General features: G+C 53.0%; 14 protein-coding genes and 1 riboswitch. Of the genes, 10 read left to right on the forward strand and 4 right to left on the reverse strand.

From position 1 onward, the window contains the following. Positions 1-72 precede the first annotated feature (72 nt). Complete coding sequence (gene fumA, locus Q3A88_RS09520; RefSeq protein WP_317177800.1) at positions 73-1,716, forward strand: class I fumarate hydratase FumA; 1,644 nt, start codon at positions 73-75, stop codon at positions 1,714-1,716. Between the two features lie 394 nt (positions 1,717-2,110). Here the strand turns inward: fumA and norR are convergent, their stop codons facing one another. Continuing rightward, on the reverse strand, positions 2,111-3,661 hold the full coding sequence (norR, locus tag Q3A88_RS09525; protein ID WP_317177801.1) for a nitric oxide reductase transcriptional regulator NorR: 1,551 nt from the start codon (positions 3,659-3,661) through the stop codon (positions 2,111-2,113). Between the two features lie 165 nt (positions 3,662-3,826). Here norR and norV point away from each other — a divergent pair, with 165 nt between their 5' ends. The 3 genes from norV (at position 3,827) to tehB (ending at position 7,482) form a co-directional block, all read left to right on the forward strand. Beyond that, a complete protein-coding gene (norV, locus tag Q3A88_RS09530) occupies positions 3,827-5,356 on the forward strand; it encodes an anaerobic nitric oxide reductase flavorubredoxin (protein ID WP_110163711.1) in 1,530 nt (509 codons plus the stop codon). 10 nt (positions 5,357-5,366) lie between these two features. After that, positions 5,367-6,503: an NADH:flavorubredoxin reductase NorW gene (gene norW, locus Q3A88_RS09535; protein ID WP_317177824.1), complete on the forward strand. Its 1,137-nt coding sequence runs from the start codon at positions 5,367-5,369 to the stop codon at positions 6,501-6,503. A 118-nt stretch (positions 6,504-6,621) separates the two neighbouring features. Further along, on the forward strand, positions 6,622-7,482 hold the full coding sequence (tehB, locus tag Q3A88_RS09540) for an SAM-dependent methyltransferase TehB (RefSeq protein WP_014914289.1): 861 nt from the start codon (positions 6,622-6,624) through the stop codon (positions 7,480-7,482). Positions 7,483-7,571: 89 nt separating this feature from the next. Here tehB and ribB read toward each other — a convergent pair whose 3' ends face one another. Beyond that, on the reverse strand, positions 7,572-8,225 hold the full coding sequence (gene ribB, locus Q3A88_RS09545) for a 3,4-dihydroxy-2-butanone-4-phosphate synthase (RefSeq protein WP_102118232.1): 654 nt from the start codon (positions 8,223-8,225) through the stop codon (positions 7,572-7,574). 127 nt (positions 8,226-8,352) lie between these two features. Next, positions 8,353-8,529: riboswitch (FMN riboswitch) on the reverse strand. A 201-nt stretch (positions 8,530-8,730) separates the two neighbouring features. Between ribB and ubiK the strand changes: the two genes are divergently transcribed. After that, positions 8,731-9,012 (forward strand): ubiquinone biosynthesis accessory factor UbiK, encoded by a 282-nt coding sequence (gene ubiK, locus Q3A88_RS09550; RefSeq protein ID WP_039497086.1) that lies wholly within the window; start codon positions 8,731-8,733, stop codon positions 9,010-9,012. Between the two features lie 87 nt (positions 9,013-9,099). Here ubiK and yjeH read toward each other — a convergent pair whose 3' ends face one another. Further along, the gene (gene yjeH, locus Q3A88_RS09555) at positions 9,100-10,353 is read right to left on the reverse strand and encodes an L-methionine/branched-chain amino acid transporter (protein WP_110163713.1); all 1,254 of its coding nucleotides are present in this window, start codon (positions 10,351-10,353) and stop codon (positions 9,100-9,102) included. Between the two features lie 155 nt (positions 10,354-10,508). Further along, the gene (gene zipA / locus Q3A88_RS09560) at positions 10,509-11,567 is read right to left on the reverse strand and encodes a cell division protein ZipA (RefSeq protein ID WP_187290685.1); all 1,059 of its coding nucleotides are present in this window, start codon (positions 11,565-11,567) and stop codon (positions 10,509-10,511) included. Between the two features lie 203 nt (positions 11,568-11,770). Here zipA and cysZ point away from each other — a divergent pair, with 203 nt between their 5' ends. The 5 genes from cysZ (at position 11,771) to crr (ending at position 16,853) form a co-directional block, all read left to right on the forward strand. Then, positions 11,771-12,601: a sulfate transporter CysZ gene (gene cysZ / locus Q3A88_RS09565; RefSeq protein WP_205592334.1), complete on the forward strand. Its 831-nt coding sequence runs from the start codon at positions 11,771-11,773 to the stop codon at positions 12,599-12,601. 162 nt (positions 12,602-12,763) lie between these two features. Continuing rightward, positions 12,764-13,732: a cysteine synthase A gene (gene cysK, locus Q3A88_RS09570; protein ID WP_010284383.1), complete on the forward strand. Its 969-nt coding sequence runs from the start codon at positions 12,764-12,766 to the stop codon at positions 13,730-13,732. Between the two features lie 432 nt (positions 13,733-14,164). Then, complete coding sequence (gene ptsH / locus Q3A88_RS09575) at positions 14,165-14,422, forward strand: phosphocarrier protein Hpr (protein ID WP_005971891.1); 258 nt, start codon at positions 14,165-14,167, stop codon at positions 14,420-14,422. 45 nt (positions 14,423-14,467) lie between these two features. Next, positions 14,468-16,195 carry a phosphoenolpyruvate-protein phosphotransferase PtsI gene (gene ptsI / locus Q3A88_RS09580; protein ID WP_039557011.1) on the forward strand — a complete coding sequence of 576 codons (1,728 nt, stop codon included), beginning with the start codon at positions 14,468-14,470 and terminating at the stop codon, positions 16,193-16,195. Between the two features lie 148 nt (positions 16,196-16,343). Continuing rightward, positions 16,344-16,853 (forward strand): PTS glucose transporter subunit IIA, encoded by a 510-nt coding sequence (gene crr, locus Q3A88_RS09585; protein WP_010284368.1) that lies wholly within the window; start codon positions 16,344-16,346, stop codon positions 16,851-16,853. The last annotated feature ends 44 nt before the right edge of the window (positions 16,854-16,897 follow it).

Consider the following 16,897-nt stretch of genomic DNA (forward strand, 5'->3'; position numbering starts at 1 on the left):
GCCTTAATAATAAGATGCTGAATCCTATAAGGTGAAAATTTACTAATTGATGCAATTGCAAGTGAGAAAAAAATGTCGAATAAACCCTTCTATTACCAAGATCCGTTTCCACTCAGTAAAGATGACACCGAATATCGCCTGCTGAGCAGCGACTTTGTCTCTGTCGCACAGTTTGAAGGTCAGGACATCCTGAAGATCGAGCCAGCCGCGTTGACCCTTCTGGCCCAGCAAGCCTTCCACGATGCCTCTTTCATGCTCCGCCCCGCTCACCAGCAGCAAGTTGCCGATATTCTTAGCGATCCGGAAGCCAGCGAAAACGATAAATACGTTGCCCTGCAATTCCTGCGCAACTCAGAGATTTCCGCCAAGGGCATTCTGCCGACCTGTCAGGATACCGGTACGGCGATCATCGTCGGTAAAAAAGGCCAGAATGTCTGGACTGGCGGTAATGATGCCGAAGCGCTGTCTCAGGGCGTGTACAACACGTTCGTTGAAGACAACCTGCGCTACTCGCAGAACGCCGCGCTGGATATGTACAAAGAGGTTAATACCGGCACTAACCTGCCCGCGCAGATTGACCTCTACAGTACCGAAGGCGAAGACTATAAATTCCTGTTCGTCACCAAAGGCGGCGGTTCTGCCAACAAGACTTATCTGTATCAGGAAACCAAAGCGCTGCTGACGCCGGGTAAACTGAAAAGCTTCTTGATCGAGAAAATGCGCTCGCTGGGCACCGCGGCCTGTCCGCCGTACCATATCGCGTTTGTGATTGGCGGTACCTCGGCAGAAACTACGCTGAAAACCGTTAAGCTGGCGTCGACCAAGTACTACGACGAACTGCCGACCGAAGGCAACGAGCACGGTCAGGCATTCCGCGATGTTGCGCTGGAACAGGAAATTCTGGAAGCCGCACGCGATCTGGGTCTGGGCGCACAGTTCGGCGGGAAATATTTTGCACACGACGTGCGGATTATCCGCCTGCCGCGCCACGGCGCATCTTGCCCAGTCGGTATGGGCGTATCCTGTTCCGCTGACCGTAACATCAAAGGCAAGATCAACCGCAAGGGCATCTGGCTGGAGCAGTTAGAGCAGAATCCGGGCAAATACATTCCTGAACATCTGCGTGAAACGGGCGAAGGCGATGCGGTTAAAATCGACCTGAACCGTCCGATGACCGAGATCCTGAAAACGCTGTCGCAGTATCCGGTATCCACCCGTCTTTCCCTGACCGGTACCATCATCGTGGGTCGTGACATTGCTCACGCCAAGCTGAAAGAGCGTCTGGATAACGGCGAAGGCCTGCCGCAGTACATCAAAGATCACCCGATCTACTACGCGGGCCCGGCAAAAACGCCAGAAGGCTACCCGTCCGGCTCGTTAGGCCCAACCACCGCTGGCCGTATGGATTCCTACGTCGATTTATTGCAGGCCAACGGCGGCAGCATGATCATGCTGGCAAAAGGCAACCGCAGCCAGCAGGTGACCGACGCGTGCCATAAACACGGCGGCTTCTACCTCGGTAGCATCGGCGGCCCGGCAGCGATTCTGGCGCAGAACAGCATCAAGAGCCTGACCTGCGTGGAATACCCAGAGCTGGGAATGGAAGCCATCTGGAAAATCGAAGTCGAAGATTTCCCGGCCTTTATTCTGGTCGATGATAAAGGCAATGATTTCTTCCAGGTGATTCAGAGCGCCAAGTGCGTGAAATGCGGTTAAGTTAAATACGCGATATAGAAGTTAGGGGATATTTCGTGTGCGATAACAATCGGTATTTTCATGCGGATTCTCTGCACGCACCCGACAAGGAGCAGCCAATCGCCGCTGCTCCTTGACCTCAGGCTTTTTGGCGGAACGGGGTCGCTACGCGATGCCTTCACCGCCAGAGGCTTCTTACCGGACCACCAGTGACGCGATGACTCGTCTCATGAATGAGACTCGCCCTTCGGGCAAGCACATGTGCTGTTCAAAAACGTCTCTGACGTTTTTGTCCGACGCGGCACTGGTTTTCGCCGCCTCCATGCGGCTCATCCGGAAAGCCTCTTTCGGTTCAGCCCCTTTTACGCCGCTAAAAATCAGCGATCTTTTTTATCTAAAAGTGATAGCAGTCGAATTAAAAAACATCTTTTTTAATTTTTAGCCGCTTCGCTAGGCGGTGCAGGTTGCCGCTGTCCATTTCCAGTTCTCTGGCGCAGGATGACCAGTTGCCCTCATGGCGTGCCAGCGTTTGTTGGATGATCCGACGCTGATAGTCATCCGTTGCCTCCCGCAGGCCACCGCTGATGAAATACGCGGGTGCGGTGTCGATAGCGCTCGACGCCCCTGCGGCGGCATGAACAGGCTGGGAGGGAAGTTCAAGATTGAAATGTTCAGGGCCTAACAGCACCTCGCCCGATTCCTGCCCTGCTCTTGCCAGCACAGTGGCACGATAAATAGCGTGTTCCAGCTCGCGCACATTCCCCGGCCAGTCGTATTGTTCCAGTAGCGCACCCGCGTCTGCCGTCAGCGCCAGCCGTGCCAGCCCCAGTTGCACGCGGCTGCGCTCGCAGAAGAATCCCGCCAGCAGTGCCACATCCTGACTGCGCTCACGCAGCGGGGGTACAGACAGCGGGAACACGCTCAGACGGTGGAACAAATCGGCACGGAAAGCGCCATCCAGCACCGCCTGCCGCAGATCGCGGTTAGTCGCCGCCAGCACGCGTACATTCACTTTCAGGCTGCTGTCATCACCCACGCGCTGGAGATCGCCATACTGCAATACGCGCAGGAGCTTCGCCTGTAGCGTCAGCGACAGTTCGCCAATCTCATCCAGAAACAGCGTGCCGTTATCCGCCATCTCAAACTTGCCGGTGCGATGGTGGATCGCACCGGTAAACGCGCCCTTCACATGACCAAACAGCTCGCTCTCCGCAACTGATTCCGGCAGCGCGGCACAGTTCAGGTACACCAGAGGATGACTTGCCCGGCTAGAACCACGATGAATCGCTCGCGCCACCAGCTCTTTGCCGACGCCGGTTTCCCCCATGATCAGCACGTTCAGATCGGAGCCCGCGACGATATCGACCTCTTTCTTCAAGCGCTGCATCGGTTCCGACAGCCCGACCATTTCTTCGACGCTTTCCGCCGCCGGACTTTCAGCACGGACCGGCGCGGGCAACTGCCGCTCAAGACGCTCCATCAGCAACGCGTTACTCAGTGCCGCCGCCGCCATCGCCCCCACCAGCCGCAGTTCTTCATCGCTAAAATGGTCGAACTGGCAAGGGTCCATGCCGTCCACGGTCAGCGCCCCGATCAGGTTCTGATTGGCAAACAGCGGCAGGCCGACGCAGGCGTGCACCTTAAGATCTTCCTGACTGGGGATAAGGCCGTCATAGGGATCAGGAAGCTGGCTGTCCGCCGGAAAGCGCACCACGTCGCCCGCGCGGGCAATCGCCTCCAGACGGGGATGATCAGACAGGCGAAAGCGTCGCCCCAATACGTCCGGCGCCAGACCGTCGATCGCCAGCGGGCGGAACAGCTGATTCTCGTAACGCAACAGCGCCGAGGCATCACAGCGCAGCAGCTGGCGCAGGCTGTTGATTAAGCGCTGGAAACGATCCTGATTCGATAGCCCCATTTGCAGTTCGATAGCGATACGGGCAAGGGCGTTAATAGAGAGCGTCATGGTGTGTCCTAATGACAGAACCTGTGTCATAAAGACAATAGATAAAGTATGTCATTTTGACAATCACTATTTATTAAAACGTTGTAAATCAATAAATTAAAAAATGGCACACTTCCTGCAATCTCTACAGCATATTCCCGTATATGACTATTGAGGTTTCAGAACATGACGATTCACGTAAAGAATAATATCCACTGGGTTGGACAACGCGACTGGGAAGTCCGTGATTTTCACGGCACCGAATACAAGACGCTGCAAGGCAGCAGCTACAACAGCTACCTGATCCGCGAAGAAAAAACCGTGCTGATCGATACCGTCGATCACAAATTCAGCCGTGAGTTTGTGCAAAACCTGATGGCGGAAGTGGATCTGAACACGATTGACTACATCGTGATCAACCACGCCGAGGAGGATCACGCCGGGGCGCTGAGCGAGCTGATGGCCCGTATTCCCAACACGCCAATTTACTGCACCCACAATGCGATCGATTCCATTACCGGTCACCATCACCATCCTGAGTGGAATTTCCACACGGTCAAAACCGGCGACACACTGGATATCGGCAACGGCAAGCAGTTGATCTTTATCGAAACGCCGATGCTGCACTGGCCGGACAGTATGATGACCTATATGACCGAGGACGCCGTGCTGTTTAGTAACGATGCGTTCGGCCAGCACTACTGCGATGAGCACCTGTTCAATGATGAAGTGGATCAGACTGAACTGTTCGAGCAGTGCCAACGCTATTTCGCCAATATTCTGACGCCGTTCAGCCGCCTGGTGACCGCCAAGATCCACGAAGTACTGGGCTTCAACCTGCCGCTGTCGATGGTTGCAACCTCGCACGGCGTGGTATGGCGCGACGATCCTGCCCAGATCATTCACCTGTATCTGAAATGGGCAGACAGCTATCAGGAGGATCGCATCACGCTGTTTTACGACACCATGTCCAATAACACCCGCATGATGGCCGACGCCATTGCGCAAGGTATCAACGATGTCGATCCCGGCGTAGCGGTAAAAATTTATAACGTCGCCCGTCACGACAAGAACGAGATCCTGACACAGGTCTTCCGCTCGAAAGGCGTGTTAGTCGGCTCATCCACCATGAATAACGTGATGATGCCGAAGGTCGCCGCCATGCTGGAAGAGATCACCGGTCTGCGTTTCCAAAACAAGAAAGCCTCGGCGTTCGGCAGCTACGGCTGGAACGGCGGCGCGGTAGACCGCGTTCAAACCCGTCTGATGGACGCTGGTTTCGAAACCACGCTGGCGCTGAAAACCAAATGGCGTCCTGACGGTTCCGCGCTGGAAATTTGTCGCGAACACGGCCGTGAAATCGCGCGTCAGTGGGCACTGCATCCGCTGGATGACACGCCTGCCCGTCGCGTCATCTCGCCCGTAAAACAGACCGCTGCGGCACCGCAAACCACCACCGCGCCGCAGAATGTGGACGCCCCAACCGAGAGCGCCTGCGGATGCAATGAAGTCGCCGCGCCACAGTCAACCGCACAGCCAGCGGCACAGTCAGAAAACGGCTGTATGCAGTGCAGCGTCTGCCAGTGGATCTACGATCCGGCACTCGGTGAGCCGATGCAGGATGTCACACCGGGCACCATGTGGTCGGACGTACCAGACAGCTTCCTCTGCCCGGAATGTGGGCTGGGCAAAGACGTTTTCAATCCGATTCGCTAAGGAGAGGATGATGAAAGATATCGTGATAATTGGCGCGGGCTTTGCCGCCCGCCAGCTCATCCGGCAGCTACGCAAGCTGGATGCGCACTGCCCTATCCGCCTGATTACTGCCGACAGCGGCGATGAGTACAACAAGCCGGATCTAAGCCATGTGATGAGCCTGCAACAGCGCGCCGACGATCTAACCAAGATGTCGGCAACCGCGTTTGCTGAAGAAAACCGCATTGCGCTGCTGGCCAATACGCGCGTCACCGCCATTGATCGCCATGCGCAACAGGTCATCTGCGGCACGGATCGTTACGATTACCACAAGCTGGTGTTCGCAACCGGTGCCAGCGCGATGGTGCCGCCGATTCCGGGACGCGAACATATGCTGACGCTCAATAGTCAGCAGGAATATCGCACCCACGAAAGTCGGCTCTGGCAGGCTGAACGCGTACTGGTGCTCGGTGCCGGACTCATCGGTACTGAGCTGGCGATGGATTTGGGTCGCGCCGGGAAACAAGTCACGCTGGTTGACTGCGCCAGTAGCATTCTACCCGCGTTGATGCCGCCTGAAGTCAGCGCGCGCCTACAGTTCACGCTAACGCAGCAGAGCGTTTCGCTGTTGCTGAACACGACCCTGCAACAGTTGGAGAAAACCGAAACCGGCGTACAGGCCACATTTACCGATGGCCGGGCTGTCGAAGTAGATGAGGTTCTTTCCGCTATCGGCTTGCAGGCCAACACACTGTTGGCGAAAGCGGCGGGGTTAACGGTGCAGAAAGGTATCCAGACCAATGCGCAGTTACAAACCACCGATCCGCAAATTTATGCACTGGGCGACTGCGCGGAGATTGGCGGTAAACTCCTGCCCTTCCTACAGCCGATTCAGCTCAGCGCGATTACGCTGGCGAAAAACCTGCTCGGGGCCAGCGAGATGCTAACGCTGCCGCCGATGCTGGTTAAAATCAAGACGCCACTATTTCCCTTACAGATGGCAGGCGATACCACCAGCGGTGATTTGCACTGGCAGCAGGAATGGAACGAAGAAGGGATGGTGGCGAAAGCGCTGGATAGTCAGCAGGTGCTACGCGCCTTTGTGGTCGGTGGTGAGCGGATGAAAGAAGCATTTCCACTGCTGCGACAGCTTTCCACGGTGAGTTAAACTACGGCCTGAGACAGCAAAATAAATAATGCATTTAAAATACATATTTTCTGGTCAGCCTGCGTGCGGATTAATAGAATACGGCTATCGCTTTTAGAATTTACAGACCGAGGTAACGATGCAAGATCTCATTTGTTATAAGAAGATGCCGCAGTGGAACAGCCAGACGCTGCCTGCCGCGTTTCAGGAAAAGCACAACACGCAGGAAGGCACCTGGGCAAAACTGACCGTGTTGAAAGGGGAAATGACCTTCTCCATGCTGACCGAAGACGGCGAGACGCTGGAGACGTTCCACTTCTCCGAGCAGAACCAGCCGCCGTTTGTTGAGCCACAGGCGTGGCACCGCATCGTCTCGTTCTCTGACGATCTCGAATGTCAGCTCAGCTTTTTCTGCTCGGCGGAAGATTTTTATCATAAGAAATACGGTCTGACGCGTACCCATTCCGAAGTGATCAACGCCGTGCAGCACATCAAACCGGGCAAAACGCTGGATTTAGGCTGCGGCGGCGGGCGTAACTCGCTGTACCTGAACCTGCGCGGGTTTGACGTCACGGCCTGCGATAAGCATGAGCAAAGCATTGATTCGCTGAATAACATCATCAAGAGCGAAGCGCTGGAAAACATCCGGGCGGGCGTTTACAACATCAATCTGGCGGAAATCAAAGAGCAGTACGACTTTATCCTGTCGACCGTCGTGCTGATGTTCCTGGAACGCGATCGCATTCCGCACATCATCAGCAATATGCAGGACAGCACCGTTAACGGCGGCTATAACCTGATTATCGCCGCGATGTCGACGGAAGATTGTCCGTGCCCGATGCCTTTCTCGTTCACCTTTAAAGAAAACGAGCTGAAGAACTATTACGCCGATTGGGAGATCCTCAAATACAACGAGGATATGGGTGAGCTACACAAGACCGATGCGCAGGGTAACCGCATCAAGCTGCGCTTCGCCACGCTGCTGGCAAGAAAGCCGTAAGCACCGGTTAGCCGTTAAAAAACCTAACGCCATAAAATACAAAAGGGCCGATTACTCGGCCCTTCTTATTTATCTATACGCTGCGTGAATCAGCTGGCTTTGCGCGCTGCCGCAATACGATAAGCCACCAGATCTTCAATCGTCAGTACCGGCATATCGTGCTGTTTGGCAAACGTGATCACTTCCGGCGCGTGCGCCATTGAACCATCATCGTTCGTCAGTTCACACAGAACACCAGACGGCTTCAGGCCCGCCAGCGTCATCAGGTCAACCGTCGCTTCAGTGTGACCACCGCGCGTTAACACGCCACCCGGTTGGGCGCGCAGCGGGAATACGTGACCAGGGCGATTCAGATCGCTCGGCTTGGCGTTATCCGCAATCGCGGCACGAATGGTGGTCAGGCGGTCGGCAGCAGAAACGCCCGTCGTCACGCCTTCGGCGGCTTCGATCGTCACGGTGAATGCCGTTTGGTAATGGCTGGAGTTCTTCTCCACCATCATCGGCAATTCCAACTGCTGGCGACGCTCTTCCGTCAGGCACAGGCACACAATGCCACTGCCGTGACGAATCGTCAGCGCCATTTGTTCAACGGTCATATTTTCAGCGGAAAAGATCATGTCACCTTCGTTTTCACGATCTTCATCATCCAACACCAGCACGCCGCGGCCATGACGCAATGCATCAAGTGCGCGTTCTACGCGTTCGGTAGGATTGCCAAATTCAGAAAGTAATGTCTGATTCATGGTAAAAAACCTCAATGTTATTATGGATTACCAGAATCAGGGCGAGCTTGAGGAGTAACCACTACTACTGGTTGCATAGTAATAGTTAACAAAAATAACGCGAGCGGGCATATAGCCCGACAGATACCGTTACTCTCTCCCATCCGGACTTTAACCGTCGGCCCCGGAATTACACCGGATCTGCTGACCCCACGCTGCAAAATCGATAATTAAATCGGAGAAAGCAGCGAGAGCGCTCGCGGGCTTCCAGTATGTGTACTGGTTTACCGCCGGTGGGGAATTACACCCCGCCCTGAGAATAAGCGGGTTTACTATAACGCTAATACCTCGATAGGGCAATTGATCCACCACAGGAAATAGGGCAAAACGTATGCTGGATTACAGTAAAACTATTCTGAATTACAGTAAAACCATGCTGAATATGTGCAAAGCAGATGTCAGATTTCATTTATACCCATTACACTTGCTATAGTAATAACTTACATAACCTAATCAGGAAAGCGACATGATTGACCCAAAGAAGATTGAGCAAATCGCCCGTCAAGTGCATGAATCTATGCCAAAAGGTATCCGGGAATTGGGTGATGATGTGGAGAAAAAGATTCGTCAGGTTTTGCAGGCACAGCTGACCCGATTGGATTTGGTGAACCGTGAAGAGTTCGATATTCAGACGCAGGTTCTGCTCCGCACGCGCGAGAAGATTGCCCGTCTGGAACAGCGTATGACCGAGCTGGAAGCGAAACTGTCTGCGGAAGAAAAGCCTGCCGCAGCGCCGGACAACGATTAATCCCCCGTCATCATCGCGATGCAGCGCCCTCATCAGGGCGTTGCTCAATTCCCTATCCCGCCCCAGATTTCATTCAGAATAAACGACTCAGTGGGAAATCAGTTCGACCTGCTTACGCGGCAGGAACAGCCACAGTACGGCCAGCATGATTAACGCATACAGCGATTTCCAGCCGATCATCAGCAACAGCGCACAGCAGAGCAGGCCCCCGATTGCCGCCATCACTTTGGCGCGTCCTTTCAGCAAACGCCATCCGGCTAGCATACACAGCAGATAAATCAGCACAAAGATGCCGTTCGCGTACACAATCAGCATATCCAGCGGCAGCCTGAGCCAGTAAATCAACAGGCAACACACCAGGCAGCAGGCTACCACAACCGACAGGGCATTCACCGGAGCCTGCCCTGCAGACAGCTTCGCTAATGCACTGCCTTTCGATGCCTGCGACCAGACTAAACGGGCGAAGCCCTGAGTGTAGATATTCACACTGGCAAAGCAGGCCAGATACCCAACAAAGCAGGCAATCCACAGCGCGTGTTCGCCAAACAGCTGCACGACAATACCCGGCAGTGAGGCGGTTGCGGCAATCCCTTCACCGTAAGCCTTAAAATGCAGCACGGCCACCGTGCATCCCCAATAAACCGCACCCGCGACCAGCATGCCGATCAGTAAAGCCCGTGGGAAATCCCGCTCCGGTGCCCGAAACTCCGTCGCCATATGGGCAAAAGCCTCAAGGCCAACGAAGCACCAGAACATCACAGCCAGTGCACCGAAAGTGTTAGACCATGACAGCTCACTCACTGACGGCCAGGGAATATGCGCAGGCGTGATATCGCCCTGCCACCAGATTGCGGCAACCAAACCCACCACCAGCGTTGCAATGACGATCTGAATGTTGGCGCTGGATCCTGCACTGCGCAAGCCAAGCAGCCAGATGCCACCCAGCGTCAGCAGCTGTACGCAGAGCAGCCCCAGATCGCTCCAGCCAAATGCCGCCTGCCAGAATCCAGCGGCAATCTGCAAGGCAGCAGGCAACCCCAGCGGAATAACGGACAGGAATAGCCAGCCGGTCACCCGTGCCATACGCGGTCCAAAAGCGAGGTTAACAAAGTGCGCAGCTCCGCCCGCATTAGGAAAATGTTGCCCCAGCGCGGCAAAGCCAATGGCGATAGGAAAAACAAGCAGGATCAAGATCGGCCACGCCCATAGGCTGTCTTGCTGTGCCAACTGTGCGACCAGCGCGGGAACCGCAAACACCCCAGTCCCCAGCAGAGAAGTAGACAGCAACCCCACGCCCTGAATCAGCCCAAGCTCTTGTTTTAATCCTTTTGCTTCACTCACTACGTTTCACCTTTTCTTGCTTTTTTGCACCACACCATTGCCGGATCGATGCATAAAAAAAGCCTCCACTAACGGAGGCTTCTCTCACCCACTGCATTCATAAACTTATGCTTTCACACACGTTTTTTATGCTTTCGCATAGATAAATAGTGCTATCAGGCGTTGGCTTTCAGCACATCGCGAATGCGGGCTTTGTAGGACTCAACCTTCTGCGGCGTCATCATACGACGTTCATCATCCTGCACCACACCGCCAACATCGTCAGCAATGCGCTGTGCAGACTGTAACATCAGTTTAAAGTTTTGGCTGGCATCGCCATAAGACGGCACCATCATGAAAATGGACACGCCGGGCGTCGAGAACTCGGACATGGCATCGACATTAAACGAACCTGGCTTAACCATATTGGCCAGACTGAACAACACCGGCCCTGCGCCAGCAGGATTCACATGGCGATGGAAAATGTTCATTTCACCAAACTGGAAACCGGCCTGAAGCAGGCTTTGCAGCAGCAGTTCGCCGCCAATGACACCGCCCTGATGCGCCACAACGTGCAACACCAGAACCGCTTCTTTTGCCGCTGCGGGTTCAACTGGCTCAACAGGTTGCTGAGGCTGTGCAGGCGCGGGCTGAACTTTTTCATGCAGCGAATGTGCAACAGGCTGCTGTGGAGCCGATGCTGGTGCATCATACGCAAACGACTCACGCGGAGCGTTACCGCTCGGTTCAGAAATCGGGGTTTCTCTAGGGGCGACAACCTGCGGGTGAGTATCGCCACGTACCTGCGCACGCGGAGAATCTACCGGCGTAGCTTCATCCAGCAGAGGATCGTAAGAGGACACAGGAGACAAATGCTCGAACGGCGATTTCGCCTCTGAACGAACGTCTTCACGTGCACTGTTGTTATTAAGTGAAGGATTATTAAATGGAGGATTATCAAATGACGCGTTATCAAATGATGAGTTATCAAGTGAAGCGCTGCCAAATGAAGGCTCGCTCTGCTGCGGGCGGGCACCCTTCACGCGAACTTCGCCAACGCCTTCATCCAGATCGTCAAGCGGCGTTTCATCACGCGCTTTCTTTACACGTTTAGCTGGGCGGTCACGAAAAAGGGACGAGCGTTCTTTACGGCTAGTCCACAAGCCGTGCAGTAAAAGCGCTATTATAGCGATCGCGCCAACAACGATTAATATCAGACGCAAGTCCTGCATCATTGCTATCCCAATTGTTCCAACAAAACATTGCCACCACGGCAAATACCTATACTACTAACTCTATTTGCCTGAGTACACAAGTGCAAGCCTGCACGGTACTTTATGACAATAAAGATAGATACAACGCACTTTTTTGCTGTTTTTTCATCCAAATGCGGGCTAGTCAGCATAAGATCATCCCGATATGATGCCTCAACAAACAAATGACTGAGTCTATCGGCACCATGTTTCCAGAAAAATCATCATCCTCCGAAAAATCGCCTTACGGCAATACCACCGGCCAGATTCGTAGCGGCATACACTATTTTCTTGCCGGATGGCGCCTGATCTCACTGCCGGGCATCCGGCGTTTCGTTATTCTGCCCTTACTGATGAACATCGTACTGATGGGCGGGGCTTTCTGGTGGCTTTTCACCCAGTTGAACGACTGGATTCCGCAGATCATGAGCCATATTCCGAGCTGGCTGCAATGGCTCAGCTACCTCATTTGGCCACTTGCCGTGCTCTCCATTTTGCTGGTATTCAGCTACCTATTTAGCACGATCGCCAATTTTATCGCCGCACCGTTTAACGGCTTGTTAGCGGAACAGTTGGAAGCAAAACTCACCGGCCAGACGCTGCCGGACAGCGGCATACTCGGCATCGCCAAAGACGTCCCACGCATCATGAAGCGTGAAGTCCAAAAACTGGCGTATTACCTGCCACGCGCGATTGTGCTACTGCTGCTCTATTTCATCCCCGGCATTGGACAAACTGTCGCGCCGGTACTGTGGTTCCTGTTCAGTGCGTGGATGCTGGCGATTCAATACTGCGATTATCCTTTTGATAACCACAAAGTGGGCTTTGCCACGATGCGTCAGGCATTACGTCGCCATAAAGTCGCCAATATGCAGTTTGGCGCCCTGGTCAGCCTGTTTACGCTGGTGCCTTTTTTGAATCTGGTCATCATGCCCGTTGCGGTATGCGGCGCAACGCAGCTGTGGGTGGATCGCTATCGCTCCCTATCAGCAACCCTGCCGAAAAAAGCGCCATAAAAAGACAGCAAGCACTGGCTGATAACGGCCAGTGCTTTCTATTGTAATGAAAAGATATTTCTTAAGAACATAACGATATAGCAATTCTTTACTTCACTGAAAAGTGTGAGCGAGTATTCTCTCTACGTTCGCAAAAATTTCATACAGTTATAAGGACAGGCTATGAGCAAGATCTACGAAGACAATTCTTTCACAATCGGCCATACGCCGCTGGTTCGCCTGAACCGTATCGGCAACGGACGCATTCTGGCTAAAGTGGAATCCCGCAACCCCAGCTTCAGCGTAAAATGCCGTATCGGCTCCAACCTGATTTGGGATGCAGAAAAACGCGGCGTTCTCAAACCAGGTGTTGAGCTGGTTGAACCGACCAGCGGAAACACAGGGATTGCCCTGGCCTATGTCGCCGCAGCTCGCGGTTACAAACTCACGCTCACCATGCCGGAAACCATGAGCATCGAGCGCCGCAAGCTGCTGAAAGCGCTGGGTGCTAACCTAGTGCTGACCGAAGGCGCGAAAGGCATGAAAGGTGCCATCGCCAAGGCAGAAGAGATTGTTGCCAGCGATCCGCAGCGTTATCTGCTGCTACAGCAGTTCAGCAACCCTGCTAACCCGGAAATTCACGAAAAAACCACCGGCCCTGAAATCTGGGAAGATACCGATGGTCAGGTTGATGTCTTTATCTCTGGTGTCGGTACGGGTGGTACGCTGACCGGTGTCAGCCGCTATATCAAGAACACCAAAGGCAAAGCCATCACCAGCGTGGCGGTTGAACCTACCGATTCACCCGTCATCACTCAGGCGCTGGCAGGCGAAGAGCTGAAGCCAGGCCCGCACAAGATTCAGGGCATCGGCGCGGGTTTCATTCCGGGTAACCTGGATCTGAAACTGATTGACCGCGTAGAGAAAGTGACGAACGAAGAAGCGATCAGCACCGCGCGCCGTTTGATGGAAGAAGAAGGCATCCTGGCGGGTATTTCTTCCGGTGCCGCCGTTGCAGCAGCGCTGAACTTGCTCAAAGAAAAAGAATTTGAAGATAAAACTATCGTCGTTATTCTGCCTTCTTCCGGCGAACGCTACCTCAGCACAGCACTCTTTGCCGACCTGTTCACCGAGCAGGAACTGCAACAATAACCTCCCGGTCACACTCGAACAACAAGTGACCAATGTGTTAAAAAAGCACCTATTTAGGTGCTTTTTTGTGGCACAGTTCAAACTTTCCACCACATGTGGATTGCTTTTCTACATCAGGTTTAGTATTTAACCGAACAATTATTTTGATGCGTGAAATTAATATCCGACAAATACCACGCCCCGTCACATGCTTTTCCCCTGCGCACGATAGCCCACATCGCCGTTTTGCGACTGAGGTTAAGATAATGGGTAGCGGAAGCTGCGGTGTTTGATGGTATTTTATTCAGGAAATACGTTTGACGGTTTTCTTGTCGCATCGTGGCCCGCCCCTGTAACATAAATCAGGAGCTAACCAAACAGGCTAAAGTTCAGTGAATCAACTAGACTTTAGTTCCACAACATTAATCTAATCCATAAGTTGGGGAAAAAAGCATGTTCCAGCAAGAAGTGACTATCACCGCACCAAATGGCCTGCACACTCGTCCTGCTGCTCAGTTCGTCAAAGAAGCTAAAGGCTTCACCTCAGAAATCACCGTGACGTCCAACGGCAAGAGCGCTAGCGCCAAGAGCCTGTTCAAATTACAAACACTCGGCTTAACACAAGGAACTGTGGTTACTATCGCTGCGGAAGGCGAAGACGAACAAAAAGCGGTTGAACACCTGGTCAAGCTGATGGCTGAGCTCGAGTAACCGACGAGTTTTTTAGTGAACACCAGAATCGAGTAAGGTAGGGTTATGATTTCAGGCATATTAGTATCACCGGGTATTGCTTTTGGTAAGGCACTGTTACTGAAAGAAGATGAAATTCTCATCAACCGGAAAAAAATCTCTGCGGATCAGGTAGAGCAGGAAATTGAACGTTTTCTGACTGGCCGTTCCAAAGCATCCGCACAGTTGGAAGCTATCAAGAAGAAAGCGGGCGAGACGCTGGGCGCAGAGAAAGAAGCCATCTTCGAAGGCCACATCATGTTGCTGGAAGATGAAGAGTTCGAGCAGGAAATCATAGCCCTGATTAAAGATGAACATGCTTCCGCCGACGCCGCTGCGTTTTCCGTCATCGAAAACCAGGCTAAAGCACTGGAAGAGCTTGATGATGAATATCTGAAAGAACGCGCCGCAGACATGCGTGATATCGGGAAGCGTTTGCTCAGAAATATTCTCAATATGCCTATCGTCGATCTGGGCGATATTCAGGATGAAGTCATTCTGGTTGCAACGGACCTGACACCGTCAGAAACCGCGCAGCTGAATCTGGACAAAGTGCTGGGCTTCATCACCGACCTCGGTGGCCGCACGTCCCACACGTCCATTATGGCTCGTTCGCTGGAACTGCCTGCGATCGTCGGTACGACCAACGTGACCCAGCAGGTTAAAAACGGCGACTATCTGATCCTGGATGCCGTAAACAACCAGATCTATCAAAATCCGACTGCGGATAAAATTGAAGAATTAAAAGCGGTTCAGCAGCAATATCACGCTGAAAAGTATGAGCTGGCTAAGCTGAAAGATCTGCCGGCCATCACGCTGGACGGTCATCAGGTTGAAGTCTGTGCCAACATCGGTACCGTGCGCGATGTCGCGGGTGCTGAGCGTAACGGCGCAGAAGGTGTCGGCCTGTATCGTACCGAATTCCTGTTCATGGATCGTGACTCGCTGCCTACCGAAGAAGAGCAGTTCCAGGCGTATAAGGCGGTTGCCGAAGCCGTTGGCGCTCAGGCTGTTATCGTCCGTACCATGGATATCGGTGGCGACAAAGATCTGCCATACATGAACCTGCCGAAGGAAGAGAACCCGTTCCTTGGCTGGCGTGCTATCCGTATCTGTCTGGATCGTAAAGAAATCCTGCATGCCCAGCTGCGTGCCATTCTGCGCGCATCAAAATTTGGCAAGCTGCGTATCATGTTCCCGATGATTATTTCCGTGGAAGAAGTGCGTGAGCTGAAAGCCGAACTGGAGATACTGAAAGCACAGCTGAGAGAAGAAGGTAAAGCCTTCGACGAAAGCATTGAAGTCGGCGTGATGGTTGAAACACCTGCCGCCGCCGCTATCGCGCCACATTTAGCCAAAGAAGTCGACTTCTTTAGTATTGGGACAAATGACTTAACCCAGTATACTCTGGCAGTTGATCGCGGTAATGAGCTGATTTCTCATCTCTATAACCCGATGTCCCCTGCTGTCCTGACTCTGATCAAACAGGTCATCGACGCGTCTCATGCCGAAGGCAAGTGGACAGGGATGTGTGGTGAGCTCGCCGGTGACGAACGTGCTACACTACTGTTATTGGGAATGGGTCTGGACGAATTCAGCATGAGTGCGATCTCTATCCCGAGCATCAAGAAAATCATCCGTAATGCGAATTACGAAGATGCGAAGGCGCTGGCGGAACAAGCACTCGCTCAACCGACAGCACAAGAGTTAAGCAATCTGGTGAGCCGCTTTATTAAAGAAAAAACGCTCTGCTGATTCTGCTTTACCTAATAGGTTTCAAGGTGGCAATCAGCACCCCGACAGGCGATAGATTCGCAGTCGGGGTAGCGAAGAAAACCAATGCCACACCAACTTGAAAGATTAGGGTATACGCTGGCCCAATATTAATGCTTAGGAGAGAATCATGGGTTTGTTCGATAAATTGAAGTCTCTGGTTTCTGACGACAAAAAAGACACTGGTAGCATCGAAATCATTGCCCCGCTGTCCGGTGAAATCGTCAATATTGAAGACGTTCCTGATGTCGTATTTGCAGAGAAAATCGTCGGTGACGGTATTGCCATCAAACCAACTGGCAACAAGATTGTCGCACCGGTAGACGGCACCATCGGTAAGATTTTTGAAACCAACCATGCGTTTTCCATCGAGTCTGACAGCGGCATTGAGCTGTTTGTGCACTTTGGTATTGATACCGTTGAATTGAAAGGCGAAGGCTTCAAGCGCATCGCTGAAGAAGGCCAGCGCGTGAAGAAAGGCGATCTCGTTATCGAGTTTGACCTGGCTCTGCTGGAAGAAAAAGCGAAGTCTACTCTGACACCAGTGGTTATTTCCAACATGGATGAAATCAAGGAATTGACCAAACTGAGTGGTACGGTTGTTGTCGGCGAAACGCCGGTTATCCGTATCAAAAAGTAAACCGCCTTCTACGGATGGTTTACTACGTTTGCACGAGACGGCAC

This window comes from Pectobacterium sp. HCp5_1, assembly GCF_032905925.1.
In the GTDB taxonomy this organism is placed as follows: Bacteria; Pseudomonadota; Gammaproteobacteria; order Enterobacterales; family Enterobacteriaceae; genus Pectobacterium; species Pectobacterium brasiliense_A.

What these genes read in the sequence shown, in the direction of transcription:
- fumA (WP_317177800.1), top strand. Translation starts at nt 73, where the DNA reads ATGTCGAATAAACCCTTCTATTACCAAGATCCGTTTCCACTCAGTAAA.
- norR (WP_317177801.1), bottom strand. Translation starts at nt 3,661, where the DNA reads ATGACGCTCTCTATTAACGCCCTTGCCCGTATCGCTATCGAACTGCAA.
- norV (WP_110163711.1), top strand. Translation starts at nt 3,827, where the DNA reads ATGACGATTCACGTAAAGAATAATATCCACTGGGTTGGACAACGCGAC.
- norW (WP_317177824.1), top strand. Translation starts at nt 5,367, where the DNA reads ATGAAAGATATCGTGATAATTGGCGCGGGCTTTGCCGCCCGCCAGCTC.
- tehB (WP_014914289.1), top strand. Translation starts at nt 6,622, where the DNA reads ATGCAAGATCTCATTTGTTATAAGAAGATGCCGCAGTGGAACAGCCAG.
- ribB (WP_102118232.1), bottom strand. Translation starts at nt 8,225, where the DNA reads ATGAATCAGACATTACTTTCTGAATTTGGCAATCCTACCGAACGCGTA.
- ubiK (WP_039497086.1), top strand. Translation starts at nt 8,731, where the DNA reads ATGATTGACCCAAAGAAGATTGAGCAAATCGCCCGTCAAGTGCATGAA.
- zipA (WP_187290685.1), bottom strand. Translation starts at nt 11,567, where the DNA reads ATGATGCAGGACTTGCGTCTGATATTAATCGTTGTTGGCGCGATCGCT.
- cysZ (WP_205592334.1), top strand. Translation starts at nt 11,771, where the DNA reads ATGACTGAGTCTATCGGCACCATGTTTCCAGAAAAATCATCATCCTCC.
- cysK (WP_010284383.1), top strand. Translation starts at nt 12,764, where the DNA reads ATGAGCAAGATCTACGAAGACAATTCTTTCACAATCGGCCATACGCCG.
- ptsH (WP_005971891.1), top strand. Translation starts at nt 14,165, where the DNA reads ATGTTCCAGCAAGAAGTGACTATCACCGCACCAAATGGCCTGCACACT.
- ptsI (WP_039557011.1), top strand. Translation starts at nt 14,468, where the DNA reads ATGATTTCAGGCATATTAGTATCACCGGGTATTGCTTTTGGTAAGGCA.
- crr (WP_010284368.1), top strand. Translation starts at nt 16,344, where the DNA reads ATGGGTTTGTTCGATAAATTGAAGTCTCTGGTTTCTGACGACAAAAAA.